The following is a 26,039-nucleotide window of genomic DNA, read 5'->3' on the forward strand; positions in this document are numbered from 1 at the left end:
TGTTTTTCATTGTCAGTTACCAACTTGTCCCAAAGTAAGTTCTACCTTATTTCCTTGTCTCAGTCTAATTTCCAGTTTTGGTGTTAGACTAGAACTTACTTTGAGAATTTTGGAAGTTTAAAAATCTTCATTATTTCATTATTTTCTATTGATATGTTAATGGGTTTATGTTATAATTTCCTCGTGGTACAAAGAAGTACACGATCAATAAGCGATGTAGCTATGTGAAACGACTATGACTTAATGGAGAGCTATAGTCTTGTTTTCATGTAGCTTATTTTATTTTACAGAAAATAAAAATAGAAAGGAGAAGAGATGTACAAAATTTTCTACAAAACAGAATTGTGTATTGGTGAAGGTGCTCTAGATCAACTAAAATCCTACAAAGATGAGCATATTTTAGTTGTTGCAGATCCATTCCTTCGTCAATCAGGTCAATTGGAAAGCGTCTTGCACTATTTAGATTCAAGTAACCAGGTTATTGTCTTCGATGACATTGTTCCAGATCCTCCGATTGAAACAATTGTCGCTGGGATTCAATCTGTAGGAAGCCATTCCATTAGCATTATTTTGACCATTGGAGGTGGTTCAGCAATCGATGCTGCCAAGGCAATTTATTACTTCGGTAAAAAAATGAATGTATTTGCGGATGCGATACTAATTGCCATTCCGACGACCAGTGGAACAGGTTCGGAAGTAACTGAGTTCGCTGTTATCACAGATAGTCAGAAAGAAATCAAGTATCCCTTGGTTTCAAGAGAAATTCTCCCAGATATAGCTATTTTAGATTCTTGTCTGGTAACTTCCTTACCTGAAGCGATTACAGCTGATACAGGGATGGATGTCTTGACCCACGCCATCGAAGCCTATGTTTCAACAAATGCTACAGATTTTTCCGATGCTCTTGCAGAAAAAGCCATTAAACTAGTCTTCCAATACCTACCTCAAGCCTATCAAAATGGAAATGACTCAGTGGCTAGAGAAAAAATGCATGTTGCATCAACTTTAGCTGGAATGGCCTTTAATACTGCTTCATTGGGAATCAATCATGGATTAGCCCATGCAACGGGTGCAAAATTCCATATCCCTCATGGCAGAGTAAATAGTATTCTTATGCCGCATGTGATTCAATACAATGCCAATATCGGAAGTCGGGGAATTGCTACCGAAGATAAGCAAACGGCTATCCGCTACCAGGAAATTGCGAAGTTGATTGGTTGTAGTGCTACCAGTCCCGTTCTCGGTGTTAGACAATTGATTGAGGCTGTCAAGAAATTACAACGTAAACTGGATTTGCCTCTCTCATTAAGGGACTATGGAGTATCCATCAGTGCATTTAATGAGTCCAAAGAAGAGATTGCCTTAGCTGCGATTTCAGATAAATGTACTGCAACGAATCCAAGAAAACCTACCAAAGAGGAAGCACTCGAAGTGCTGGAAAACGCTTTTTAAAAAATGTTGATATATACTTTATTCTGTGATACAATATATATTAACTGAACGAGTTGTTTAGATCCTTTAAGAAAGAAGGTGAGGCTACTTGACAGAAAAACAAAGGATGATTCAAGAGTATGTACCAGGGAAACAGATTACACTGGCGCATCTCATTGCAAATCCAGATGAAGTCATCTACGAAAAACTGGGATTGATGGTTGATAAGAAAGGTGCAATTGGTATTTTGACCATTACACCGAGTGAAGCCTCTATTATTGCTGTTGATTTGGCGACAAAGGCAGCGGATGTGCAAATAGGTTTCGTTGATCGATTTAGTGGCTCAGTAGTCATGACTGGGGATGTTTCATCAGTTGAAGCTGCTTTGCAGGCTGTGTTACAAGGATTAGAAGAAATTTTACATTTCTCTAGTACGGTTGTGACAAGGACATAATAGATTCATTAGAGGTGGGTATGAGAGGTAGAATACTAATAGCTGACGATGATCCAATGATTAGACGAGAAGTCAGACAAATCTTGGAAAGGGCTGATTTTGAAGTAGTAGCAGAAGCCAGCGATGGTTTTGAAGCTATCGAACTTAGTCAGAAATATCGATCGGACTTGGTTATCATGGCCATTCAACTCCCACTCCTCGATGGATTGACAGCTAGTAAAAAGATATTGGATGATGACCTGGCCTATGGTGTACTTTTGCTGACAGATCAGTGTGATGTGAACTGTATTGAAAAAGCAAAACGGTATGGTATTAGTGGTTATTTAGTGAAGCCACTTGATGCGAAATCCTTAGTACCAATGGTTGAAGTTTGCATTGCAAGAGGTAGACAATTCCAGCAAATGGCGCATGAAATGGCGAAATTGTCTAAAAAGATCAATGATCGTATTATCATTGAAAAAGCCAAAGGTTTATTGATGGCCCGTGATCATTTATCCGAATCCGTAGCCTTTAAGCATATCCGAACAATCAGTATGCAAAAACGCGTACCAATGGTTGAAATTGCCAAGCTATTAGTCATGCATGATGATTTTTAATTGATTTGTGTTTATACTGACTATAAAATAGCAAAAATTTAAAATAGAAACTAAATAGACAAGGTTAACAATGAAGTGAACCTGGAAGCAATGACGCTTGAAGAGTGATAATAGACAAGTTCTATTAGCATTTCTTTAAGTGTCTTTTTTTGGAGGTAAGGTGATGTCTGAAAAAATACTTAGTGTTGGAATTGATATTGGAACAGCCACAACACAGCTTGTTTTGTCTGAATTGGTCGTGGAAAATATTGCCTCCGTTTTCACAATTCCACGAGTCTACATCACTGACAAACGTGTACTCTATCGGAGTGAAATCATCTTTACTCCCATTTTCGATAATTTATTGATTGACGTAGAATCGATTAAAGAATTCGTCCGCCAAGAATACCAAAAGGCTGGTATTTCAAAGAGTATGATTCAAATGGGAGCTGTCATCATAACAGGTGAAACCGCTCGAAAGGACAATGCAAGTCAAGTTTTAGAGGCCTTGAGTGGCTATGCAGGTGATTTTGTAGTGGCTACTGCTGGGCCTGATTTAGAAAGTATCATTGCTGGAAAAGGTGCTGGAAGTTTCCAATACTCTCAAGAACACCATACTTCCGTCGCCAATATTGATATTGGTGGTGGAACATCAAATATCTCTGTTTATAGAGAAGGAGACTTGATTGACACCGCTTGTTTTGATATTGGGGGTAGGCTGGTTAAGGTGGATCCGACTAGTCAATTGATCACCTATATTGCTCCAAAACTGCAAGAAGTCATTGCTAAAGAGAATTGGCAATTGAAAGTAGGTTGCCAGGTCAATAGAAGGGACCTGGATGCTCTGATTTCTGTCTTGGTATCTGTCTTAGAACAAAGTTTAGGCTTAGATACCGATAGTCCCTACTATGAATTGCTGCAGACCAACCATGGATTGAAATTGGACTATCCCATCCGTTGTGTATCTTTCTCAGGTGGTGTAGCGGATGCCGTATTTCAAACTGATCGTTCAGTCAGTGAATTTCACTATGGAGATATAGGGATACTACTTGGAAAAGCAATTTCCCAATCAAAAATCTTCTCAGACAAGAAGGTAATTGAGTCGGTAGAAACCATTAGGGCTACGGTGGTTGGTGCAGGTAGTCATACGACAGAGGTAAGTGGGAGCACCATCACCTACATTTCAAAAGTATTGCCAATTAAGAATATTCCGGTTTTGAAATTATCTAGTCAAGATGAGCAAGGAAGTCAGCAAGAATTAGCAGGGGCTATTAAAGAAAAAAGTCGATGGTTCATGCTTGAAAATGAGGTGCAGGAGTTGGCCTTAGCTCTGGATGGTATAAAGAGCCCAAGTTTCGTAAGGGTTCAAGAATATGCCCAGGCAATTCTGGAAGGGATGAAAGATAGCATTGACCGAGGCATTCCGTTGTTGGTTGTTGTCAAGGAAGATATGGCAAAAGTACTTGGTCAAAGCCTGTTTGCATTATTACCCAAAGATTATCCATTTGTTTGTATCGATTCTGTCGATGTTCAAAATGGAGATTACATTGATATTGGCAATCCTTTAGTTGAAGGCTCAGTTTTACCTGTCGTTGTAAAAACATTGGTCTTCAGTTAATCCGTCAGTATCAAGAAGGAGGATAAAGTTAATGATTTTAAAAACAAAGTTGTTTGGTCGAGTGTATGAATTTCATTCAGTAAAGGAAGTCTTGGCCAAAGCAAACGAATTCAAATCAGGAGATCATTTGGCTGGTGTTGCTGCAAGTTCGGCCGAAGAGCGCGTTGCAGCAAAAGTGGTCTTAGCCCAATTAAAACTTTCTGATTTGTTTAATAATCCAGTCGTTCCATATGAAGAGGATGAGGTAACGCGTATTATCATTGACGACGTTAACCTTCGTACCTATGAAAAGATTAAAAACTGGACAGTGGAGGAACTGCGTGAATGGATTTTGGACAATAAAACGACCAATATTGACATTCAGTGGATTTCACGTGGTTTGACCTCAGAAATGGTTGCGGCTGTCGCTAAGCTGATGACCAACTTGGACTTGATAGTAGCAGCACAGAAGATTATCATTACCAAGACTGCAAATACAACAATTGGTGTTCCAGGAACTTTCTCATCTCGTTTACAACCTAATCACACAACTGATGATCCAGATGGTATTATGGCTTCAACCATGGAAGGATTTGCATACGGATGTGGAGATGCCTTGCTTGGTTTGAACCCAGTGGATGATTCAGTGGAAAGCACCAAACGGATTTTGCATAAGTTCAATGACTTCATTGAAGAATATAAAATTCCAACTCAGCATTGCGTGCTAGCCCATGTAACAACACAGATTGAGGCCATGAATCAGGGAGCTCCGACAGGATTGGTCTTCCAATCCATTGCTGGATCTGAGAAAGGAAATACAGCCTTTGGGTTTGACGCAAAAATCATTCAAGAAGCGCGTGATACAGCCTTGAAAGTCGGAACTGCAGCAGGTCCAAACGTCATGTATTTTGAGACTGGTCAGGGATCAGAGTTGTCTTCGGATGCCCACCATGGAGCTGACCAAGTAACTATGGAAGCTCGTTGTTATGGCTTTGCAAAACGTTTCGATCCTTTCCTTGTCAATACCGTAGTTGGTTTCATTGGTCCAGAATATCTTTACGATTCAAAACAGGTTATCCGTGCAGGTTTGGAAGATCATTTCATGGGTAAATTAACTGGTATTTCTATGGGTTGTGACATTTGCTACACCAACCACATGAAAGCGGATCAAAATGACGCTGAAAACTTACTTGTTCTTCTTGGTGCTGCAGGTGTTAACTACATCATGGCTATTCCACATGGGGATGACATTATGTTGAACTACCAGACAACTGGCTACCATGAAACAGCGACCATGCGTGACTTGTTAGGCAAGCGTCCAATCAAAGAGTTCGAGATTTGGATGGAAAATATGGGCTTAATGAAGGATGGTCACCTGACTGAAATTGGTGGAGATGGATCAATCTTCATGAAGTCAAAACTATAGGAGGAAGTCACTGTGAATGAACTAGAATTAAAAGATATGATTCGTTCCATTTTGAATGAAATAAGGGAAACTCCAGATGTTCCAGAAAAAATGGAAGCACCTTCCTCTTCACCTCAACCTAAGCAAGATGATTGCCAAATTGAAGATGGAATCATTCCTGATATTACCGAGGTAGATATCCAGAAGCAATTCTTGATTCCAAATGCGATCAATGAAGAGGCCTATCGAAAAATCAAACAATTTACCCCAGCTCGTTTAGGCTTGTGGCGAGCAGGGAATCGCTACAAGACGCAGACGATTCTACGGTTCAGAGCGGACCACGCTGCGGCTCAGGATGCTGTTTTCTCCTATGTATCTGATGATTTCGTCAAAGAAATGGGCTTTATCCCAGTGCATACCAAGGCTTCCTCTAAGGACGAATACCTAACGCGACCTGATTTGGGAAGAATTTTCCCAGAAGATCAGCAGGAAATTATCAAAAATAACTGTAAGAAAAATGCCAAAGTTCAAATTGTTGTAGGGGATGGCTTGAGTTCGTCAGCTATTGAAGCAAACGTGAGAGATTTCCTTCCTGCTTTGAAGCAAGGTTTGAAAATGTTTGGTCTAGAATTCGACGAAGTACTCTTTATCAAACACTCTCGTGTTGGAGCAATGGACCATATTGCAGAATTAACAGGTGCCGAAGTCGTTTGTATCTTGATTGGAGAACGTCCTGGCTTGGTAACCGCTGAATCAATGAGTGCATATTTGGCCTACAAACCTACAATGGGTATGCCAGAATCACGTCGGACAGTTGTTTCCAATATCCACAAGGGTGGTACACCTGCGGTTGAGGCAGGTGCTTATGTTGCGGAAATCATTAAAAAGATTTTGGACAATAAAAAATCAGGTGTTGATTTGAAATAAGAAAAGGAGGTCCTATTTTGATACATGAACGCTTAGGAGCATCAGTTTTAAGTGCTCAATTGATTTCAAATGTGGATGCTAGTCTGGCAGCATCGCTAGATTTAAAACCTCATCATCGCAGTTTAGGAATCATTACGTCAGATTGTGATGACGTGACCTATGTTGCGCTAGATGAGGCTACCAAATCGGCAGATGTTGAAGTAGTTTATGCTCGCAGTATGTATGCTGGTGCTGGCAATGCATCAACAAAACTTGCAGGTGAAGTCATCGGTATTTTAGCAGGTCCAACGCCAGAAGAAGTTCGGAGTGGCTTAGATGTTGCCATTTATGAAATTGAAAATGGCGCGAGTTTCTATAGTGCTAATGATGAGAATTCAGTTCCTTATTTTGCCCATTGTATATCAAGAGCAGGTTCTTATCTTTCACAAGGAGCAAATGCTAGTGAAGGGACTGCCATTGCCTATTTAATCGCGCCACCTGCAGAAGCTATGGTTGGCTTAGATGCGGCTTTGAAAGCTTCAGATGTAACAATTGGTGCATTTTATGGTCCACCAAGTGAAACAAACTTTGCAGGAGGTCTGTTAGTGGGTTCGCAATCAGCTTGTAGAGCTGCCTGTGATGCCTTTGCAAGAACAGTTATCTCCATCGCAAATAACCCTAAGAATTATTAAAGGGGGATTAGATGGCTAAAAGAGCACTAGGACTAATTGAAGTAAGAGGGTATCTAGGTGCTGTTGTAGCTGCCGATATAGCTGTTAAAGCAGCCAATGTTTCCATTATCAATATTGAAAAAATCAAATCTGGATTGAATACAGTCCATATTACTGGAGATGTTGGTGCCGTTAAGGCAGCAGTAGCTGCTGCAGTAGCTGAACTGGAGAACAAATCTTTCTATCGAGGTAGTCATGTCATCGCAAGCATGGATGAGCAGACTGAAAAAATGATTCGGGCTGATAAAAAATTCAGAAAAGTAGAGCAACCACCGCTAGAAGCTCAAACAGTGGAAGTAGAAGTTATTTCTGAATTACAAAATCAGCAACCTAGTCCAAGCGAAGAAATTATTGAAATTCCTGTTTCTGCAAATCTTTTAGACAGTTCTGATTCAGTTGAAACAACAGAACAGATCCAAGAGCAAGTCGAGGAACTAGCTGAAGAATTGGAACTTCCTGCAAGTGTGGAAGAGGAAAAGGTTGAAAATAGATTTGTTCCCAAATTTTCACAATCAGAGCTAGAAAAACTAAAAGTTGTCAAACTCAGAAGCCTAGCCTACCGTGAAAAAGATATTCAATTAAGCAAAAAAGAAATAAAATTTGCTAACAAGCGTCAGCTTGTCCAAGCTTTGATGGAACTCTCAAGAAAGGAGTAATACTGAATGTACTTAGAAGATAAGGATTTAGTATCGATTCAGGAAGTCCGCAATCTCGTTCGTCAAGCAAAAATTGCACAACGTGAACTTGCGCAGATGTCCCAAGAGCAAATTGATACTATTGTCAAAGTCGTTGCCAAAGCTTGCTATGATGAGAGGGAACGACTGGCTAAGATGGCGGTTGAAGAAACAGGCTTTGGTCGCTGGCAGGATAAGGTTATCAAAAATACAGTGGCATCTAAGGTGTTGCTAGAGCATATCAAGAACATGAAAACGGTAGGTATCCTACGTGAAGATACCGAGAAAAAAATTATTGAGGTAGGGGTACCGGTCGGAGTCATAGCAGGATTAATTCCGTCAACCAATCCAACATCTACTGTCATGTATAAAGCTCTCATTTCACTGAAGGCTGGCAACAGTATCGTCTTTTCACCACACCCAAGTGCCTTGAAATGTATCGTTGAAACTGTTGAGGTAATTAAACGTGCAGCCAAGACAGCAGGATGTCCAGACGGAGCTATATGCGTTGTCCAAAAAACATCAATTGCAGCAACCAATGAACTCATGCGCCACAAAGATACGAATCTAATTTTGGCTACAGGTGGCACAGCCATGGTTAAGGCAGCCTATTCATCTGGAACACCGGCAATTGGGGTAGGTCCAGGAAACGGTCCAGCCTTTATTGAACGCAGTGCAGACGTCCCAACAGCAGTTCGTCATATTATTGAATCAAAAACATTCGATAATGGTGTGATTTGTGCCTCTGAACAATCTGTCATTGTCGAAGAAGACATGAAGGATATCGTTATTGCAGAATTCAAGAAACAAGGCGCTTACTTCTTACCACCTGCAGACGCAAAAAAATTGGGTGAGTTTATCATTTTGCCAAGCGGGGCAATGAATCCGAGAATGGTCGGTAAAACTCCTCAAATTATCGCGGAGATGGCTGGTGTTTCAGTCCCTGCAGATGCAAAAGTGTTGATTGCAGAAGAGTGCCGAGTTGGTAAAGATGCTCCATATTCTATGGAAAAACTTGCTCCAATTCTCGGTTTCTATACAGTGAAAACTTGGGAAGAAGCTTGTGATCTAAGTATCAAGATTCTCCATCACGAAGGTGTAGGACATACCCTATCTATTCATTCTAAAAATGAAGACATTATCCGTCAGTTCGCTTTGAAAAAACCAGTATCTCGTTTGCTTGTGAATACACCAGCAGCGCTTGGTGGTGTTGGCGGAACAACAGGTCTCTTCCCAGCCTTTACATTAGGTTGTGGAGCAGTTGGTGGCAGTGCAACATCTGATAATGTCAGTCCACACAACCTCTACAATATCCGTCGGGTTGCTTACGGAACTTCAGAGTATACAGATTTCTTAAAAGCAGAGAATCTAATGGATAGTTACAGAGGGACAACTGCAAGTCCACTTACAAGCCCAGATCCTGCTTTACATGCAAATGAAGATGAGCTTGTTGAATTACTTGTCAAACAAGTATTAGCTAAATTAGGTCAATAAAAAAATAATTTTTGGAGGTCATAACAATGGCAAGTGCAAATGCATTAGGAATGATTGAAACACGCGGCTTGGTTGGTGCAATCGAGGCTGCAGATGCAATGGTAAAAGCAGCCAATGTTACACTTGTTGGAAAAGAACAAGTTGGTGGCGGCTTAGTGACAGTCTTGGTTCGCGGTGATGTTGGTGCAGTGAAGGCTGCAACCGATGCCGGTGCTGCAGCAGCAGAAAATGTTGGCGAACTCGTTTCTGTTCATGTCATCCCACGTCCACATTCAGAAGTAGAAGTGATTCTACCTCAAACGAAGGCAAAAGAAGAGTAAAAATCGGAGGAAAAAACAATGGCAAACGCAAATGCATTAGGAATGATTGAAACACGCGGCTTGGTTGGCGCAATTGAGGCAGCAGATGCAATGGTAAAAGCAGCCAACGTCACACTTGTTGGAAAAGAACAAGTTGGTGGCGGCTTAGTGACAGTCTTGGTTCGCGGTGATGTTGGTGCAGTTAAGGCTGCAACCGATGCAGGCGCAGCAGCAGCAGAAAATGTTGGCGAACTTGTTTCTGTTCATGTCATCCCACGTCCACATTCAGAAGTAGAAGTGATTTTACCCAAATAGTAGATAATATAGTGGCTATCCATCAGTCACAGTGATTGATTGGATAGCCAATTGGTAAAAATGCATAAAAGGATGTGAGTGTATGACGGTATTTACAGAAGCAAAGATTAGGAAGTTGCTAAAGGAACTTTCTATTGCTGAAGGGGGCGTTTTTCAACTTGATGAACACGAACGACTAACTCCTTCTGCAAGAAGTTACTTAAATGACCATCATATTCGAGTGGTTCAATCACATTCCAATCACCATTCGACAGTACATCAATCTGAAACAAAAGAAGTAAGAAGTCTTGAAGATTCCGCAATCTACTCACTTCTATATCGTTTGACTTCACTTTATCCATATTTTTTAAAAAGCCAGCGCGAACTGTATCTATCTTTTGAGCAAGCAAAATTTGAAAAAATCAGCAAAATCCTACAAGTGATAGAACAACTTGTTTCTGGTCAAATGTTGGAAAACCTACAAGAATTTGACAGTGAATTACCATCCCAAATCGAATTGGATGAATTCGAAGAGCAGAAGTCATTAGATTATAAGAAAATTTCACTAGCCTATTCAGTGACGAATTGGAAATTGGCTTTGTACTCAACCTATTTAGCAGTTGTTGAGATAGAGCAAGACCTGTCGCTGATCGGAAATAGGAAAATGGATCCATATCTAGATAGTTTGATTCGTCTGCTTCACTCCATTCAAGTGGTGATTTGGATGGTTTTAGAAGAATAGTAAGGAGTGAGGGAATGCAATTAGAAAGAATTATTGATAAGATTGCAGCGAAGGTAAGAGATGAGTTAGATGGTAGTTTTGAAATTGAGGCTAGTGGTCGCCATATCCACCTTTCTCAAGAAGATTTAGAGAAACTATTCGGAAAAGACTATACTTTGACAAAAGCAAAGGACTTATCTCAACCGGGTCAGTATGCTTGTAAAGAGCGTTTAACGATTCTAGGTCCGAAAGGTGCCTTTCAAAATGTGGTTATTCTTGGACCCGTGCGAGGTGCTAGTCAAGTTGAAGTTTCATTGACAGACTGCTTGAAACTAGGGGTAAATGCTCCTATTCGAGAGAGTGGTCAGATTGAGAATACCCCAGGAATCATACTAGTAAATGGCAGCAAGGTCGTATCATTGGAAAACGGATTAATTGTTGCCAAACGGCATATCCATATGACTCCTGAAGATGCCGCGAAAGCAAATGTTGTCAACCAGGAAATCGTTCAAGTACAAGTTGGTGGTGAAAGAGGCTTGATATTTGATGATGTAGTCATTCGGGTTCATCCAAAGTTTGCGACCTATATGCATATTGATTATGATGAGGCCAATGCTTGTGGTTTTAAAAAAGGTATGCGCGGGCGCATTCTAAAAAAAGGTTAATGATGGATTAGAGAGGTATTAGTATGGATAACTTAGAATTTCTAGTTCAAGAAATAACCAACCGCCTTTTGGATCGTTTGAAAGAAAGTTCCCCAAAACAAACAGTCTTTATTATAGGAGATAAGTCAAAATTTACCCATTCGAATGAGTTTGTAATGCTTGATTGTGCAGAAGATGCAGAAAAAATCTTGGCCTTAGGGCTAACAGTGGATTCCATACTTAGAATTGCAAACCTATGCCCATTCAATTCAGTTGAAAAAGAAGTCATTGAAAACTTGCTCGCTGGTAGAACAGTATTGATTCCTAGTGAAGATTTGAATTTAGAGCATTATAGACATAGTTCCAAAGCCTTACTTTATCAAGAATTACTTGATAAAAAACATAAATTAGAACAATTTGGTGTTCAATTTTATTCGCAAGGAAGCTTGTCAAACCCTATCAAACAAAACAAGGAAACGTTACCATCATTCGATAAGACTGTCGAGAAAAAGGTGTCTAAAAAGGCGAAATTACTGACTGAATCAAGACTACGTAGCTTAGATTTAGCAGACGATAGTGAGTTTCATGTAGCGAAAGGAACAATCATTACAGCCTTGGCACGTGACTACTTAAATCGACGCAGAATAACAATCATTGAATAAAGGAGAGTGACTATGTTTGTTGGAACAGTAAAGGGAAGTCTATGGGCTACTAGAAAAGATGAGAATTTAAACGGTTTGAAGTTTTTGGTGGTCGAGCGTCAATTGAATGAACAACAAACAGATCCATCTTTGGTTGTTGTTGCAGATTGTATAGGTGCAGGTGAAGGGGACCAGGTCATGGTCACCACTGGAAGTGCAGCTAGAGTTAGCTTGAATCGTGAGAATATTCCAGTTGATATGGTTGTCGTGGCCATAATTGATAAGGTTGAATTTGCAAACTTAGATGAGTAAATTCACTAGAAAGCGAGAAGGGGAATTATGAGTATAAATGAAATTATCATTTACATCATGGTCCTATTTATGTTGGTCGGTGCAGTAGATAAGTGTATCGGAGGCAAGTTAGGACTTAGTGAAAAATTTGAAGAAGGTATTATGGCTATGGGGGCCTTAGCTCTCTCAATGGCAGGGATTATGGTCGTGGCACCATTATTAGCAGATATCCTAAAACCAATTATTGTACCACTTTATGGCATGGTTGGAGCAGATCCGTCAATTTTTGCTACAACATTTATTGCCAATGATATGGGTGGTGCACCTCTAGCTCTTAGCTTGGCCGACGATCCTGCAGTGGGAAATTTTGCTGCCTACGTACTTGGCTCTATGATGGGACCAACGATTGTCTTTACGATTCCTGTAGCTTTGGGAATTATTGAGAAAGAGGATCGGCCACTTCTTGCTCGGGGAATCTTGTATGGCTTAGTAACTGTACCAATTGGTTGCTTAGTCGGCGGTCTCTTGGTTCCGGGCTTACCAATTGGAACCTTGATTGTCAATCTGATTCCTATCGTGATTGTTTCAGCCTTGATATTTATAGGACTTTTAATGATACCAAATAGTATGATAAAGGGTTTTGAAATTTTTGGTCATATTATTGTGGTCATTGCAACACTTGGTTTGGCCTTTGGTGCAGCACAGCTCCTGACAGGCAATGAATGGCTATTGAGTCTTTATCCAAGTGGTGCAGATACGCTGATGGAAGCCTTTGGTGTCGTTGGGTCCATTGCAGTAACATTGGCAGGAGCCTTTGGTTTAGTAGCCATCTTCACCAAGGTTGCTAATAAGCCACTTTCAGCAATTGGTAAATCCCTTGGCATGAACGAAGTCGGTGCAGCAGGTCTAGTCGCATCTTTAGCAAACAATATTGCTATGTTCCAAATGATGAAAGATATGGACAAGCGAGGAAAGATTATTAACGTAGCCTTTGCTGTATCAGCATCCTTTGTTATCGGAGATCACTTGGGCTTCACTGCTGGTCAAAACCCAGATATGATTGTTCCTATGATGGTCGGAAAATTGGTTGGTGGTGTAACTGCAGTCTTACTTGCCTTTGTACTAACCAAGAAAGAAGCCTAATTGATGGAGGTAGTCTATGAGTGACATCAATCGTAGCCAGCTAGAAGAACTTGTAAGAAAGATTTTGTTAGAAAGTTTTGTGGCTGGAGATTCCTATAAAAAATCTAGTTCGACAGGTATTGTTTCCTTCAACCTACCTCATATTGAGGTTAGACCTGAGGATCGTTTAGACACAGGTAAGGATACTGACTCAGTCTATACCCGCGACCTGTTAACTCTGGAAGAAAGCCCTCGTCTGGGGCTGGGCCTGATGACCATGGAAAAGACAACATTCCCTTGGCATCTGGATTATGATGAAGTGGATTATGTCATAGAAGGGCGATTGGATATCATTTCCGGTGACGAAGTTATGTCGGCAGGACCTGGAGAAATCCTCTTTATTCCTAAGGGAAGCGATATTCAATTTTCTGTCAAAGACAAGGCAAGGTTTATCTATGTGACCTATCCTGCCGATTGGCAAAATCAATAAAAAATTTTTAGACAAAAATGTAAGCGTTATCGCGGAAAGCGATGTAAATGAAATCAAAAAAATAGAGGAAGATTATTATGGCAAACAAATGTAATGTTACCGAATTTATTGGTTCAAACCCTATTGGTGATACTATTGGATTGGTGATTGCAAATGTTGATCAACAGGTACTTAGTGCGATGAAATTGGAAAAATCCTATCGTTCCATTGGTGTTGTTGGTGCACGTACTGGTGCAGGTCCTCATATTATGGCTGCAGATGAAGCAGTGAAAGCGACCAATACAGAAATTGTGAAAATCGAATTACCTCGTGACACCAAGGGCGGTGCAGGTCACGGTAGCTTGATTATCTTCGGTGGCGACGATGTTTCAGACGTGAAACGAGCAGTAGAAGTGACTCTTGGAGATATTGCTCGTACCTTTGGTGATGTTTATGCCAACGATGCTGGACATATTGAATTGCAATACACTGCGCGTGCTAGCCATGCCTGCCATGCTGCATTTGGTGCAGAAGTTGGTCGCGCCTTCGGTCTGATTGTGGGAGCCCCAGCTGCCATTGGTGTTGTCATGGCTGATACAGCTGTAAAAGCAGCAGATGTCGACGTGATTGGCTATGCTTCCCCAGGCGATGGCACAAGCTTCTCAAACGAAACCATTCTCTTCATCAGCGGTGATTCAGGAGCTGTTCGTCAAGCTGTTATTTCTGCTCGCGAAATCGGTAAAGAATTGCTCGGATCACTGGGTGACACACCAGTTAATTCTCAACCTTCATACATCTGATAGATAGGGAGAAAAAATATGAAATCAAAACGTTTTGAGGCATTAAGTAACCGCCCAATCAACCAAGACGGATTTGTAACAGAGTGGGTTGAAGAAGGCCTTATTGCAATGGAAAGTCCCAACGATCCAAAACCAAGTATCAAGATTGTAAATGGTACAGTAGTTGAATTGGATGGGAAACCAAAAGAAGAATTTGACTTGATTGACCAATTTATCGCCAACTATGGTATTGATTTGACTCGAGCAGAAGAAGTCGTAAAGATGGATTCAAAAGAAATTGCCAATATGATTTTGACTCCTTCTGTTCCTCGTTCTGAAATTGTCAAATTGACCAAGGCTATGACTCCAGCTAAAATCGTTGAAGTCGTGAGCCATATGAACGTAGTTGAAATTATGATGGCTGTACAAAAAATGCGTACCCGCAAACAAACAGCTACTCAATCACACGTTACTAACGTAAACGACAACCCTGTACAAATTGCTGCGGATGCAGCAGAAGGTGCCCTTCGTGGATTTGCAGAGCAAGAAACCACCGTTGCGGTTGCTCGTTACGCACCATTCAATGCCCTAGGGATTATGATTGGTTCACAAGTTGGTCGTCCAGGCGTATTGACCCAATGTGCTTTGGAAGAAGCGACAGAGCTGGACCTTGGTATGAGAGGATTTACAGCCTACGCAGAAACCATCTCTGTCTATGGTACTGAGGATGTCTTTACAGATGGTGATGATACTCCTTGGTCTAAAGCCTTCTTGGCATCTGCCTACGCTTCTCGTGGCTTAAAGATGCGTTTCACATCAGGTACTGGTGCCGAAGTGCAGATGGGACAAGCAGAAGGCAAGTCTATGCTTTACCTAGAAGCTCGTTGCTTGTACATCACAAAAGCAGCAGGTGTACAAGGTACCCAAAACGGTTCTGTATCTTGTATCGGTATTCCTGCGGCCGTTCCAAGCGGTATCCGTGCAGTCATTGCTGAAAACTTGATTGCTACCATGCTTGATTTGGAATGTGCTTCTTCAAATGACCAAACCTTTACTCACTCAGACCTCCGTCGTTCTGTCCGCACCTTGATGCAATTGGCACCAGGTACAGACTTCATCAACTCAGGTTACTCTTCTACACCAAACTACGACAATATGTTTGCTGGCTCTAACTGGGATGCAGAAGACTATGATGATTACAATATCTTGCAACGTGACTTGCGAGTTGATGGTGGCTTGCGTCCAGTTCGTGAAGAGGAAGTTGTCCAAGTTCGCCGTAAAGCAGCCAAAGTCATGCAAGCCCTCTTCAAAGGCTTGGGTCTACCAGCAATTACAGATGAAGAAGTTGAAGCTGCTACCTATGCACATGGTTCAAAAGATATGCCAGAACGTGACAAGGTTGAAGATATCAAGGCAGCTGTAAACCTCTTAGAACGCGGTGTACAGGGTGTAGACCTCATTAAAGCCCTTGCCAATAATGGTTTCCCAGATATTGCCAATGAGCTTGTAAATCTCTTCAAACAACGTGTTGCTGGAGATTTCTTGCAAACATCAGCTATCTTTGACCGCAATTGGAATGTTATCTCTGCTATCAACTCACCAAATGACTATGTCGGTGTCGGCACAGGTCACCGTCTAGTTGGTGAAGAGTGGGAAAAAGTGAAAAATATTCCAAATGCCATCGATCCACGTGATATCTAGGAGGTAATCATTATGACAACCATCAATGAGGACGTACTACGTTCCATTATTGCAGAAGTAATCAAGGAAGTTGGCCTAAGCAATAGTACTACTGCAACTCAAACTACTACAAGTGCTAAGAAAGAAGTTCTGCCAGAAAAGGCTGTTGTTCGCACCGTCGGCGTTGCCAAACCAAGCCAATCTGTTGATGAAGTGGTCATTGCAGTAGGTCCTGCTTTTGGCACCCAACAAACCAAGACCATGGTTGATATTCCCCATACCGAAGTTTTACGGCAAGTGATTGCAGGTATTGAAGAAGAAGGCTTGAAGGCCCGTGTTGTTAAGGTTTATCGTTCATCAGACGTTGCCTTTGTGGCAGTAGAAGGCGATCACCTATCTGGCTCAGGCATTTCAATCGGCATCCAGTCTAAAGGAACAACCGTTATTCACCAACGAGATTTACCACCATTGAGTAACTTGGAGCTCTTCCCACAAGCACCACTCTTGACAGCTGATACCTATCGTTTAATTGGTAAAAATGCTGCCAAATATGCTAAAGGTGAAACACCAAACCCTGTTCCAACCTTGAATGACCAAATGGCTCGTCCGAAGTACCAAGCCTATTCAGCCTTGCTTCATATCAAAGAAACCAAGCTCGTTGAAAAAGGTCGTCCAGCTGATGAAATTGAATTGATTTAAGAAAATCTTCAAGGAGAAATCGAAATGAGTGAATCAGTAGAACTATTAGTAAGAAAAATCTTAGAAGAGATGAATGGACAAGACAAGCCTGTGACAGCTGGTCTACCAAAAGGTACCGAGGCAACTGCGGCAGACTATCCAATTGCCCAAAAACACCCAGACTGGATTGTCGTTGGTGATAATAAGAAATTTGACGATATTACCTTGGAGAATATTATCAACGGTAGTATCACCTCAAAAGACTTGCGGATTAAGCCAGAAATCCTCTTAAAACAGGGTGAAATCGCTCGAAATGCAGGCCGTGAAGCCATTGAATACAACTTCTCTCGTGCCGCTGAATTGACCAAGGTACCAGATGAACGCGTTTTGGAAATCTACAACGCCCTTCGTCCATACCGCTCATCTAAACAAGAACTCTTGGACATCGCAACTGAATTAGAAAATGTCTATGGGGCGAAAATCTGTTCAGGCTTTGTTCGTGAAGCAGCAGAACACTATGAACGCCGTAAGAAACTAAAAGGCGACAACTAATCTGAAAATCGAAAGGAGGAAGAAGGAATGAAGTATATTATCGGTATTGACATCGGAAATTCATCTACTGAGTCTGCCTTGGCTCAAGTACACGATAATGGAACCGTCCAGTTTCTGTCCTCTGCGATTGCAGATACAACTGGTATTAAGGGAACAAAAGAAAATGTTCATGGCATTTACCAATCCTTGAAACTACTTCTAGAACCGACAACCGTTCGTATCGAAGATATTGCACTGATCCGTATCAACGAAGCAACCCCAGTTATTGGAGATGTTGCTATGGAAACCATTACGGAAACAGTCATAACTGAATCTACCATGATTGGCCACAACCCAAGGACACCAGGTGGACTTGGGTTGGGGGTTGGTTATACCGTTGATATTTTGGATTTGATCAATAAGCCAATGACAGATAGCTATATCGTTGTGGCTTCTAAGCAAGTGGATTTTGATGCTGTTGCTCAACTCATCAACGCCTATGTATCAAGAGGTTACAAGATTGTTGGTGCTGTCTTGCAGGCTGATGATGGCGTCCTGGTCAATAATCGGCTGGAGAAAAAGATTCCAATTGTGGATGAAATTTCCTATATTGACAAGGTACCGCTAGGAATGTTGGCAGCTGTTGAAGTTGCAGAAGTTGGTAAAGTTATTTCCCAACTCTCCAACCCTTATGGCATTGCCACTGTCTTCCAGCTGGATGCTCAGGATACAAAGCAGGTCGTACCAATTGCTCGTGCCCTGATTGGTAATCGCTCTGCGGTTGTTATCAAAACTCCTAAGGGGGATGTTCAGGCAAGGACAATACCTGCAGGAACCATCAAGATTATTGGTCAGCAACAGACCACCAGTGTGGATATTTCAAAAGGTGCGGAAACCATTATGAACCACGTTTCACGAATTCAGCATATTGAAAATGTGCTGGGTGAGGCAGGAACCAATGTGGGTGGTATGCTGGAAAAAGTACGACTCACCATGGCCAATTTGACAGAGAAACAACTGGATCAGATTAAGATTCAGGATATTCTGGCAGTCGACACCTTTGCTCCCATTACTGTAAAAGGTGGTTTGGCTGGTGAATTTTCTATGGAGCAGGCTGTCGGCATTGCCTCCATGGTTAATTCTGACAAGTTACAGATGTCCCTAATTGCACAGGAAGTTGAAAAGGAATTAGGCGTAGCTGTCGAAATCGGAGGTGCGGAGGCTCATTCAGCTATTCTTGGTGCCCTAACAACACCGGGGACCAGTCAACCCATGGCTATCCTAGATCTGGGAGCGGGTTCGACAGATGCTTCGATTATCAATAAAAAAGGGGATATACAAGCTGTTCACTTAGCAGGTGCTGGTGATATGGTCACCATGCTCATCAATACGGAGTTAGGTCTTGAAGATAGGCATTTGGCAGAGGATATTAAAAAATACCCCCTCGCCAAGGTAGAAAGTATTTTCCATATTCGACATGAAGATGGTAGTGTCCAATTCTTTGACAAACCTCTGAGCGGAGATTTGTTTGCCCGAGTAGTGATTGTCAAAGATACTGGGGAATTGATACCGCTTGACACAGATTATTCTATTGAAAAAATCAAGATTGTCCGTCAGACAGCCAAAGAACGGGTCTTTGTGACCAATGCCATTCGGGCTTTAAAGACGGTCAGTCCAACTCAAGATATCAGAGATATTCCATTTGTGGTTATCGTTGGCGGTTCAGCACTGGATTTTGAAATTCCACAGTTGATAACAGATGCCCTATCTCAGAGCAATATCGTAGCAGGTCGAGGAAATATCCGTGGAACAGCTGGACCAAGAAACGCAGTGGCAACTGGCTTAGTTCTATCTTACTGTAAAGAAAAATGGGGTGACGCTTATGTTCTATCAAACAACTAAACCAGTCATCCTCATTTACAAGCTAGGAGAGGTTGAGCTAGAAAAGTTGACTCAAGTGGAGCTTGGCATGGAAGAGGAAGGGATTCCCTTTTTGACAGAAGAATTAACAACAACTTCTGAAAGTATTGTTTCTCTGGCCCATCAAGCAGCCCAATCTTCCCCACTCTCAGTAGGTCTGGCCATCAATGACCAGGAAATTGTTCTCCACTATCGGAATTTGCAAAAAGAACAATATCTCTACCGACTTAGAAACTATTCTGGACAGGCGAATCAAGTTTTGAGGATTTTGGGAACAAATGCAGCCAAACTAGTTAAAGGAACTCCCTTGATAGCACATGTAGCCTTGGAATCGTCCTTTTAGAAAATAGGTGATCGGAGAAAAAGATGATAGAAAATCAACATCAAGTCGACGAAATCCTGATTCAACGAATCATTGAAAAATGCCAAGAGCTGTTAGAAAAACAGGACAGTTTAAAACTCATCAATCTTTATGACCTTGCTTTTGACGTTGTTCATCGAGCTAGTGAAAAGGCGCAGGAATTAAAGGTCCCAGTTGTGATTACCTTAGTGGATGCGGCTGCACAGGTGATTATCACCTATCGCATGGAAGATGCGCTCCTGGTTAGCTATGACATGGCCTATCGAAAAGCCTATACAGCAGTAGGCATGAAAATGCAGTCTAAGGATCTTGCAGCCCTCACTAAGCCAGACCAATGGCTCTTTCAATTAGAAACGATGTCTGAAGGACAAATTGTGAGCTTAGCTGGCGGTATTCCAATCTACAGCAATGGACGGATTGTCGGCGCAATTGGTATTAGTGGCGGCAACGCTATTGAAGATCAAACAATTGCAGAATATGCAATAGCAGAAATACAAGATAAAAAAGAATAGAAGGAGATTTTCACGATGGAGAAGTACATTGGTGAATTTTTAGGAACAATGGTTCTGATAGCCTTCGGTACAGGCTTCGGATCCTCAATTAGTTTAAAACATGCCCTCTCTAAAAATATGTCCCCTAGTTTCCTTACAGTCATCTTTGCCTGGGGATTTGCTGTAATGTGTGGTGTTTATGTTGCTGGTTTCTTTGAAACAGGTGGTCACCTAAACCCAGCTGTAACCATTGCCTTTGCTTTGGGAGGATTGTTTGACTGGAGTATGGTTGCTGGCTATATCATTGCACAAATTTTAGGTGCCTTCGCTGGTGCAGCAATCGTTGTTTTACATTACTATCCACATTTCCAAGCAACAACAGCAGAAGAAGGCAATGCAGTTGGAATCTTTGCAACTGGTCCAGCTATTGCAAATACAACCTTTAACTTCTTGAGCGAAGTCATCGCAACCTTCTTCTTTATTTTTGTTTTGCTATTGATGAATACAGCAGGCTTTGCAGTTGGTCTTGCTCCTGTCGTAGTAGCCTTTCTAGTAATGGCTATCGGACTTTCATTTGGTTCTACGACTGGTTATGCTATCAACCCTGCGCGTGACTTTGGACCTCGCTTGGCTTATGCACTCTTACCAATTCCAAACAAAGGTGGAGCCAACTGGGGCTATGCTTGGATTCCAATTGTAGGACCTACTGTTGGAGCTACATTAGCAGTATTCCTCTTCAAAGCCCTTGGAATGGGATAATTCCTCTTTCATTGCAGAATGAGTTTGAAGAAAGGATGAGTAATGAAGAAAATTTTTGCAATCAACGCAGGGAGTTCATCTTTAAAATTTCAATTATTAGCCATGCCTGATGAGGAAATCATTGCCAAAGGTATATTTGAAAGAATTGGAGAACCTGAATCGGCATTTACTTTGGTTTACCAAGGACAAAAGGAAACAGAAAAGCTAGTTCTTTCAAGCTACAAAGAGGCAGTGAATTATCTACTAAAAAAATTAGATGAAAAAGGGATTATTCAATCCTTAGCAGATATAGCTGGTGTTGGCCATCGAGTGGCCCATGGTGGTGATTATTTTAAGTCATCTGCCTTGGTAGATCAAGATGTCATCAATAAAATTGACGACCTTTCCTTTCTAGCTCCAAGCCACAATCCAGCGAATTTGGAAGTGATAAAGGCCTTCAAGGAGCTATTACCAAACACGCCAAACGTTGCCGTTTTTGACACAGCCTTTCATCAAACTTTGAGTGAGGAATATTACCTCTATCCACTACCTAGAAAGTATTATGACAAGTACCGCTTACGCAAATATGGCTTCCACGGAACCAGTCATAAGTATATTTCTTTGATCACAAAAGAAGTCTATAAGCAACAAGGACTTGATACGGATCAATTGAAGGTTATCAGTTGTCACCTGGGTAATGGTGCGAGCATTTGTGCGATGAAGGGTCAAACCTCAATCAATACTTCAATGGGCTTTACTCCTTTAGCGGGTTTAATGATGGGCTCTCGTAGTGGAGATATTGATCCGGCCATTCTTCCATTCCTTATGGAAGAAGAAGGATTAACTCCAGATCAAATAAATACCATTCTGAACAAGGAATCTGGTCTTCTAGCAGTTTCCGAAATTAGCAATGACTTGCGTGATATTGAGGAAGCTTATCATAATGGAAATCCACAAGCAAAAACAGCTATTGAGATGTTTACCAATCGCATCGCCCACACCATTGCAACTTATATTGTTGATTTAGCAGGTGTAGATGCTATTGTATTCACAGCTGGTATCGGTGAAAATTCCAAACTAATCCGTGAAAAAGTAGCTGGAAAATTGCTAGCATTCGGCGTTAAACTTGATAAGGAGTCCAATCATTCTGGTAAGATGGTCATTAGCCAAGAACAATCCAGCATAAAATTATTTGTTCTTCCAACAAATGAAGAACTCATGATAGCTAGGGACACTTTGGAGCTGATTTAGGAATACTTGTCAAACTTCAAAATAAACATGTAAACACTATCTATTGAATAGATGGTGTTTTTTGTTGTATAAAAATGCAAATGTTTGTTGACAACTGTATAAAAATACCATATACTGGTCTCATTACTTCAGAAAAAAGGAGAAGAATCAATGAAAAAAGCCCGAAAACTCCAAAATTTGCATAATCAATGAATAAGTATTCCATATTTTATGAATAAAAAGGAGAAGAAGATGAATATTAAGAAGATTGTAAAAACTGGTTTGGTAATGGCTACAAGTTTGAGTTTGGTTGCATGTGCTAGCAAGGAGTCGACAGATAATTCCTTGAAAAATGTTCAAGATAAGGGAACATTAGTCGTTGCGCTCAGCCCAGAGTACGCTCCATTTGAATTTCGAACATTGGTGGATGGAAAAGACACAATCGTAGGCGCAGATATTGAATTAGCTAAGGAAATTGGAAAAGAGCTTGGAGTAGAAGTTGAATTTTCAGCCATGAGCTTCGATAACGTATTAAATTCAGTTCAAAATGGCAAAGTGGACTTAGCAATTTCAGGAATTTCAGCGACAGAAGAACGTGCCAAAGTCTTCGACTTTTCTATTCCTTACTACACTTCAACCAATAAACTAATCATCAATAAAGCCAATAGTTCACAGTTTACTAGCATATCATCACTGGAATCAGCTAAAATTGGGGTTCAAAAAGGCTCAATTCAAGAAAAGATTGCAAATGATTTATTGCCAAATGCAAGCAAGGTTTCCATCAGTTCAAACGGGGAATTAATCAACGAATTGAAAGCTGGAAAAATTGATGGCATTATTTTTGAAGAACCAATAGCCAATGCCTATGTAGCCAAAAATGATGATTTGATGATTGTAGATACTGAAATTGAAAGTAACTATACCGATGCTTATGCCGTTGCGCTACCAAAAGGTAGTACAGCTCTGAAAGAAAAAGTGGATACTGTTATTGAAAAACTTGTTTCAGAAGGGAAATTCGATACATTTGTCCAAGAAGCCTATGACTTGTCCATCAGTAATTAGGACCAGTATTCATAGTTCAGTACTTTCACCTATAGATAGTTTTTTCAGCTACCTAGCTTTAAGATTATTTTCAAAATACAGTCACTATTTCCTCAGAAAACAGCCTTGATTCGCGAAAAAATGAATAAAAATAAGAAAAATCTATTGACAATTGTATAAAAATAACATAAAATGAGAACATATTCTGAAACAACCAGAAAATTTATGAAAAAAGGATAATTATACATGAAAAAAATATTTACATTAGCAGCTACTATATTAGCTGGATTTACATTAGCAGCTTGTTCTTCGACTAATTCATCTTCAAGCCAATCAACGCTCGAGAAGATTAAAGAAAAAGGAACCTTGGTTGTAGCGACTAGTCCAGACTATGCACCATTTGAATTCCAAACACTTGTCGATGGAAAAAATGAAGTTGTCGGAGCAGATATTATGCTGGCACAAAAAATTGCTGATGAACTTGGAGTTGAGCTTGAAGTATCCTCAATGAGTTTTGACAACGTTTTGAACAGTGTTCAATCTGGTAAGGCTGACATTGCTATCGCAGGTCTATCTTACTCTGACGAACGTGCTAAGGTCTTTGACTTCTCTGAAAGTTACTACCAAATTGCCGATGTCCTTCTAGTGAAGAAAGAGAATGCAGACAGTATTTCAAGTGTAGACGCACTTTCAGGAAAATCTCTAGCAGTTCAAAAAGGTTCAACTCAAGAAACCTATGCGAAGGAAAATATTTCAAACGCAAGTATTGTTTCCCTTACTCAAATGGGTGAAGCAGTCAATGAATTGAAGACTGGTAAAGTAGAAGCTGTCTTGATGGATTCACCAGTTGCAGCAGGCTATGTTTCACAAAACAGCGACCTTGCTATTGCATCTGCAGAGTTTCCAACTATTGACGAGAACTCAAAAGTTATCGCACTTCCAAAAGGAAGCTCAGACCTAAAAACTGAAATTGACAAGGTTATTGCAGAAGTGAAAGCAAGTGGCGAATTTGATACCTTCCTTGAAAAAGCAGCAACCTATACAGCAGTTGAATAATCTTGATTTTCATTGAGAATGATAAACAATCATCGGAAACGGTGGTTGTTTTTGCATGCAAAATGGGAGTGGGAAAGACATCCATGATGGCTTCGCCCTCACCCACAGAATAATGAAAACGAACATAAAGCCCTCACTAGGTGTATAATCTTAGTGAGGGCTTTGTGGTTGACGAGTTAATGATGTTAGTCATCGAGGGAAAAACTGATCCACTCTACTGACGAGCACCCCAAAATATGCTATAGGTATGAGTATAAAAATACGACTAAAATTCGGTAGATAAGCTCTCTAATTTTTAGAAGGAGGGAATTGTCATGGATGTTCTCTATCAATCTTGTGCAGGTATTGATGTCCATCAAGCCAATATTGTTGTCTGTATCCTACACGGACCTCTCACCTCGACTCGTCCAAAGCGTGAGATGGCTACATTTGATACAACGACTAAAGGCCTACGTGCTTGCCACGATTTTCTCAGTCAATTTCATGTGGAAGCTGTTGGTATGGAAAGTACAGGTGTTTATTGGCGACCTGTCTGGCATGCTCTCTGTGATGACTTCAAGTTGATACTCGCTCAACCAGCTCATATGAAGGCCATCCCAGGTCAGAAAACCGACAAGAAGGATGCTCATTGGATTGCCAAAATAACACGGATTGGTCTGCTTCCTCGGAGTTTCGTTCCCAATGAAATCATTCAAGAATTGAGGGAGTTGACCAGACAACGAAAACATTATGTGGAAAGTCGCAATCGAGAAACCAACCGTATCCATAAAATTCTTCAGTCAGGTGGTATCAAGCTAACAACCTATATTGAAGATATTATGGGACTATCTGGACGTAATCTCCTTCAGCTACTGGTTGATGGGACGCCTATCATACCTCGCATTGTCCATCAATCCGTTTATACCAGTTTGAAAAAGAAAGTGCCACAGCTTCTGGAAGCCTTGGACGGTTATTTCTCTGACCATCATCGTTTTATGTTAAAGCAGTCCTTAGAGATTTATGATTTTTATCAGAAGCAGATTGAGTTGTTGGAAGAGCGAATGAATGTCTATCTATCACAATATGAAAAACATGTAGAAATATTGGACTCCATTCCAGGCATTGATGTCATTACAGCTTCTGTTATCATTTCTGAGGTTGGTGTTGACATGAGTCAGTTTCCCACTGCTGGACATTTAGCCTCTTGGGCAGGACTCTGTCCAGGTAATAATGAGAGCGCTGGCAAAAAACGAAGTACTAAGATTCGACATGGTAATTCTTATTTGAAGAAGTGTCTATGCCAAGCCGCTTTCGCTGTCAAAAAACAAAAAGGAAGTCCCCTAGCAGACCGATTTTATCAGATTCAAAGTCGTCGTGGTTCACAAAAAGCAACAATTGCACTTGCGCATCAATTATTAAAAATAGCCTATATCCTTTTAAAAGAGCAGATAACGTATCCTGAATTTTTAGCACAGAAAAAGACTACTAGGGACGAGCTAGTAGCCTAACATAAAAATTTTTCGCTTTGATTATATCATAGGGAGGGAGTTTTTGCATTCTTTTGAGTTTTCGTATAAGAACTTGACTAGTTCAAAAAAAGTTCCCCTCACTTCCAAACAGTAGGTTCGGGCTAAAATAGTCCACTGGACTATTTTACTCCCACCCCCGCATAGCTCAAACTGTCTGGGAGACAGTTTGAGGTTGGAAATAAGGCGAACTCCTGTTCGCAACAATAGTAAAGGTCAGATTTGGAGTGTGAAACACGAACAAATCTGACAATCAACCACTGCGCTGAGATGTTGACACG

At 40.9% G+C, this 26,039-nt stretch carries 29 protein-coding genes; all 29 read left to right on the forward strand.

The genetic code is table 11. The features are described 5' to 3' along the window. Positions 1-315: 315 nt before the first annotated feature. A complete protein-coding gene (locus C1E99_RS06805; protein ID WP_105107732.1) occupies positions 316-1,452 on the forward strand; it encodes a 1-propanol dehydrogenase PduQ in 1,137 nt (378 codons plus the stop codon). An 88-nt stretch (positions 1,453-1,540) separates the two neighbouring features. Next, positions 1,541-1,885: an ethanolamine utilization microcompartment protein EutS gene (eutS, locus tag C1E99_RS06810; protein ID WP_172003679.1), complete on the forward strand. Its 345-nt coding sequence runs from the start codon at positions 1,541-1,543 to the stop codon at positions 1,883-1,885. Positions 1,886-1,905: 20 nt separating this feature from the next. Next, the gene (locus C1E99_RS06815) at positions 1,906-2,481 is read left to right on the forward strand and encodes an ANTAR domain-containing response regulator (protein ID WP_105207056.1); all 576 of its coding nucleotides are present in this window, start codon (positions 1,906-1,908) and stop codon (positions 2,479-2,481) included. A gap of 163 nt (positions 2,482-2,644) precedes the next feature. Next, positions 2,645-4,078, forward strand: a complete 1,434-nt coding sequence (eutA, locus tag C1E99_RS06820; RefSeq protein WP_105207057.1) for an ethanolamine ammonia-lyase reactivating factor EutA — start codon at positions 2,645-2,647, stop codon at positions 4,076-4,078. Positions 4,079-4,109: 31 nt separating this feature from the next. Then, a complete protein-coding gene (locus C1E99_RS06825) occupies positions 4,110-5,483 on the forward strand; it encodes an ethanolamine ammonia-lyase subunit EutB (RefSeq protein WP_105107728.1) in 1,374 nt (457 codons plus the stop codon). A gap of 12 nt (positions 5,484-5,495) precedes the next feature. Then, positions 5,496-6,389 (forward strand): ethanolamine ammonia-lyase subunit EutC, encoded by an 894-nt coding sequence (gene eutC / locus C1E99_RS06830; protein WP_105107727.1) that lies wholly within the window; start codon positions 5,496-5,498, stop codon positions 6,387-6,389. Positions 6,390-6,406: 17 nt separating this feature from the next. Next, positions 6,407-7,060: an ethanolamine utilization microcompartment protein EutL gene (eutL, locus tag C1E99_RS06835; protein WP_105107726.1), complete on the forward strand. Its 654-nt coding sequence runs from the start codon at positions 6,407-6,409 to the stop codon at positions 7,058-7,060. An 11-nt stretch (positions 7,061-7,071) separates the two neighbouring features. Further along, positions 7,072-7,755: a BMC domain-containing protein gene (locus C1E99_RS15400; protein ID WP_105207058.1), complete on the forward strand. Its 684-nt coding sequence runs from the start codon at positions 7,072-7,074 to the stop codon at positions 7,753-7,755. Positions 7,756-7,761: 6 nt separating this feature from the next. Further along, complete coding sequence (locus tag C1E99_RS06845) at positions 7,762-9,267, forward strand: acetaldehyde dehydrogenase (acetylating) (RefSeq protein ID WP_105207059.1); 1,506 nt, start codon at positions 7,762-7,764, stop codon at positions 9,265-9,267. A gap of 26 nt (positions 9,268-9,293) precedes the next feature. Beyond that, complete coding sequence (eutM, locus tag C1E99_RS06850) at positions 9,294-9,587, forward strand: ethanolamine utilization microcompartment protein EutM (protein ID WP_105107723.1); 294 nt, start codon at positions 9,294-9,296, stop codon at positions 9,585-9,587. Positions 9,588-9,605: 18 nt separating this feature from the next. Next, positions 9,606-9,881 (forward strand): BMC domain-containing protein, encoded by a 276-nt coding sequence (locus C1E99_RS06855; protein ID WP_029997799.1) that lies wholly within the window; start codon positions 9,606-9,608, stop codon positions 9,879-9,881. 82 nt (positions 9,882-9,963) lie between these two features. Further along, entirely contained in the window at positions 9,964-10,602 is a 639-nt protein-coding gene (locus C1E99_RS06860; protein WP_105207060.1) for a hypothetical protein, read from the forward strand. 14 nt (positions 10,603-10,616) lie between these two features. Continuing rightward, entirely contained in the window at positions 10,617-11,246 is a 630-nt protein-coding gene (gene eutD, locus C1E99_RS06865; RefSeq protein WP_105107721.1) for an ethanolamine utilization phosphate acetyltransferase EutD, read from the forward strand. A 23-nt stretch (positions 11,247-11,269) separates the two neighbouring features. Further along, positions 11,270-11,887, forward strand: coding sequence for a hypothetical protein (locus tag C1E99_RS06870; protein ID WP_105207061.1), 618 nt, complete (start codon positions 11,270-11,272; stop codon positions 11,885-11,887). 12 nt (positions 11,888-11,899) lie between these two features. Next, on the forward strand, positions 11,900-12,178 hold the full coding sequence (locus C1E99_RS06875; RefSeq protein ID WP_105107719.1) for a EutN/CcmL family microcompartment protein: 279 nt from the start codon (positions 11,900-11,902) through the stop codon (positions 12,176-12,178). Positions 12,179-12,205: 27 nt separating this feature from the next. Further along, on the forward strand, positions 12,206-13,300 hold the full coding sequence (locus C1E99_RS06880; RefSeq protein WP_105107718.1) for an ethanolamine utilization protein EutH: 1,095 nt from the start codon (positions 12,206-12,208) through the stop codon (positions 13,298-13,300). A 16-nt stretch (positions 13,301-13,316) separates the two neighbouring features. After that, complete coding sequence (locus C1E99_RS06885) at positions 13,317-13,769, forward strand: cupin domain-containing protein (protein WP_105207062.1); 453 nt, start codon at positions 13,317-13,319, stop codon at positions 13,767-13,769. A 77-nt stretch (positions 13,770-13,846) separates the two neighbouring features. Then, positions 13,847-14,548: a propanediol utilization microcompartment protein PduB gene (pduB, locus tag C1E99_RS06890; RefSeq protein WP_105107716.1), complete on the forward strand. Its 702-nt coding sequence runs from the start codon at positions 13,847-13,849 to the stop codon at positions 14,546-14,548. Between the two features lie 18 nt (positions 14,549-14,566). Further along, the gene (locus C1E99_RS06895) at positions 14,567-16,228 is read left to right on the forward strand and encodes a propanediol/glycerol family dehydratase large subunit (protein WP_105207063.1); all 1,662 of its coding nucleotides are present in this window, start codon (positions 14,567-14,569) and stop codon (positions 16,226-16,228) included. 12 nt (positions 16,229-16,240) lie between these two features. Next, entirely contained in the window at positions 16,241-16,906 is a 666-nt protein-coding gene (locus tag C1E99_RS06900; protein ID WP_105207064.1) for a propanediol/glycerol family dehydratase medium subunit, read from the forward strand. Between the two features lie 24 nt (positions 16,907-16,930). Then, positions 16,931-17,437: a diol dehydratase small subunit gene (locus C1E99_RS06905; protein WP_105207065.1), complete on the forward strand. Its 507-nt coding sequence runs from the start codon at positions 16,931-16,933 to the stop codon at positions 17,435-17,437. 27 nt (positions 17,438-17,464) lie between these two features. Then, a complete protein-coding gene (locus C1E99_RS06910; protein WP_105207066.1) occupies positions 17,465-19,318 on the forward strand; it encodes a diol dehydratase reactivase subunit alpha in 1,854 nt (617 codons plus the stop codon). Next, the gene (locus C1E99_RS06915; RefSeq protein WP_105107711.1) at positions 19,299-19,679 is read left to right on the forward strand and encodes a glycerol dehydratase reactivase beta/small subunit family protein; all 381 of its coding nucleotides are present in this window, start codon (positions 19,299-19,301) and stop codon (positions 19,677-19,679) included. Before C1E99_RS06910 ends, C1E99_RS06915 begins: the two co-directional genes overlap by 20 nt. 23 nt (positions 19,680-19,702) lie before the next feature. Further along, on the forward strand, positions 19,703-20,209 hold the full coding sequence (locus tag C1E99_RS06920; protein ID WP_105107710.1) for a GlcG/HbpS family heme-binding protein: 507 nt from the start codon (positions 19,703-19,705) through the stop codon (positions 20,207-20,209). A 15-nt stretch (positions 20,210-20,224) separates the two neighbouring features. Beyond that, positions 20,225-20,947: an MIP/aquaporin family protein gene (locus C1E99_RS06925; RefSeq protein ID WP_105107709.1), complete on the forward strand. Its 723-nt coding sequence runs from the start codon at positions 20,225-20,227 to the stop codon at positions 20,945-20,947. Between the two features lie 42 nt (positions 20,948-20,989). After that, positions 20,990-22,177 (forward strand): acetate/propionate family kinase, encoded by a 1,188-nt coding sequence (locus C1E99_RS06930; RefSeq protein ID WP_105107708.1) that lies wholly within the window; start codon positions 20,990-20,992, stop codon positions 22,175-22,177. 237 nt (positions 22,178-22,414) lie between these two features. Next, positions 22,415-23,218, forward strand: coding sequence for a transporter substrate-binding domain-containing protein (locus tag C1E99_RS06935; RefSeq protein WP_330848221.1), 804 nt, complete (start codon positions 22,415-22,417; stop codon positions 23,216-23,218). Between the two features lie 225 nt (positions 23,219-23,443). Next, a complete protein-coding gene (locus C1E99_RS06940) occupies positions 23,444-24,253 on the forward strand; it encodes a transporter substrate-binding domain-containing protein (RefSeq protein WP_105207068.1) in 810 nt (269 codons plus the stop codon). A 314-nt stretch (positions 24,254-24,567) separates the two neighbouring features. Then, on the forward strand, positions 24,568-25,740 hold the full coding sequence (locus tag C1E99_RS06945; RefSeq protein WP_105207069.1) for an IS110 family transposase: 1,173 nt from the start codon (positions 24,568-24,570) through the stop codon (positions 25,738-25,740). Positions 25,741-26,039 lie beyond the last annotated feature (299 nt).

It is taken from the genome of Streptococcus suis, assembly GCF_002964045.1.
GTDB lineage: Bacteria > Bacillota > Bacilli > Lactobacillales > Streptococcaceae > Streptococcus > Streptococcus suis_U.

Coding starts and splice junctions, on each gene's coding strand:
- C1E99_RS06870 (WP_105207061.1), top strand. CDS start 11,270: ATGGATAACTTAGAATTTCTAGTTCAAGAAATAACCAACCGCCTTTTG.
- C1E99_RS06825 (WP_105107728.1), top strand. CDS start 4,110: ATGATTTTAAAAACAAAGTTGTTTGGTCGAGTGTATGAATTTCATTCA.
- C1E99_RS06915 (WP_105107711.1), top strand. CDS start 19,299: ATGTTCTATCAAACAACTAAACCAGTCATCCTCATTTACAAGCTAGGA.
- C1E99_RS06895 (WP_105207063.1), top strand. CDS start 14,567: ATGAAATCAAAACGTTTTGAGGCATTAAGTAACCGCCCAATCAACCAA.
- eutM (WP_105107723.1), top strand. CDS start 9,294: ATGGCAAGTGCAAATGCATTAGGAATGATTGAAACACGCGGCTTGGTT.
- C1E99_RS06910 (WP_105207066.1), top strand. CDS start 17,465: ATGAAGTATATTATCGGTATTGACATCGGAAATTCATCTACTGAGTCT.
- C1E99_RS06845 (WP_105207059.1), top strand. CDS start 7,762: ATGTACTTAGAAGATAAGGATTTAGTATCGATTCAGGAAGTCCGCAAT.
- C1E99_RS06805 (WP_105107732.1), top strand. CDS start 316: ATGTACAAAATTTTCTACAAAACAGAATTGTGTATTGGTGAAGGTGCT.
- C1E99_RS06855 (WP_029997799.1), top strand. CDS start 9,606: ATGGCAAACGCAAATGCATTAGGAATGATTGAAACACGCGGCTTGGTT.
- C1E99_RS06860 (WP_105207060.1), top strand. CDS start 9,964: ATGACGGTATTTACAGAAGCAAAGATTAGGAAGTTGCTAAAGGAACTT.
- C1E99_RS06875 (WP_105107719.1), top strand. CDS start 11,900: ATGTTTGTTGGAACAGTAAAGGGAAGTCTATGGGCTACTAGAAAAGAT.
- pduB (WP_105107716.1), top strand. CDS start 13,847: ATGGCAAACAAATGTAATGTTACCGAATTTATTGGTTCAAACCCTATT.
- C1E99_RS06900 (WP_105207064.1), top strand. CDS start 16,241: ATGACAACCATCAATGAGGACGTACTACGTTCCATTATTGCAGAAGTA.
- C1E99_RS06925 (WP_105107709.1), top strand. CDS start 20,225: ATGGAGAAGTACATTGGTGAATTTTTAGGAACAATGGTTCTGATAGCC.
- C1E99_RS15400 (WP_105207058.1), top strand. CDS start 7,072: ATGGCTAAAAGAGCACTAGGACTAATTGAAGTAAGAGGGTATCTAGGT.
- C1E99_RS06920 (WP_105107710.1), top strand. CDS start 19,703: ATGATAGAAAATCAACATCAAGTCGACGAAATCCTGATTCAACGAATC.
- C1E99_RS06940 (WP_105207068.1), top strand. CDS start 23,444: ATGAAAAAAATATTTACATTAGCAGCTACTATATTAGCTGGATTTACA.
- C1E99_RS06815 (WP_105207056.1), top strand. CDS start 1,906: ATGAGAGGTAGAATACTAATAGCTGACGATGATCCAATGATTAGACGA.
- C1E99_RS06885 (WP_105207062.1), top strand. CDS start 13,317: ATGAGTGACATCAATCGTAGCCAGCTAGAAGAACTTGTAAGAAAGATT.
- C1E99_RS06905 (WP_105207065.1), top strand. CDS start 16,931: ATGAGTGAATCAGTAGAACTATTAGTAAGAAAAATCTTAGAAGAGATG.
- C1E99_RS06945 (WP_105207069.1), top strand. CDS start 24,568: ATGGATGTTCTCTATCAATCTTGTGCAGGTATTGATGTCCATCAAGCC.
- eutD (WP_105107721.1), top strand. CDS start 10,617: ATGCAATTAGAAAGAATTATTGATAAGATTGCAGCGAAGGTAAGAGAT.
- C1E99_RS06930 (WP_105107708.1), top strand. CDS start 20,990: ATGAAGAAAATTTTTGCAATCAACGCAGGGAGTTCATCTTTAAAATTT.
- C1E99_RS06880 (WP_105107718.1), top strand. CDS start 12,206: ATGAGTATAAATGAAATTATCATTTACATCATGGTCCTATTTATGTTG.
- eutA (WP_105207057.1), top strand. CDS start 2,645: ATGTCTGAAAAAATACTTAGTGTTGGAATTGATATTGGAACAGCCACA.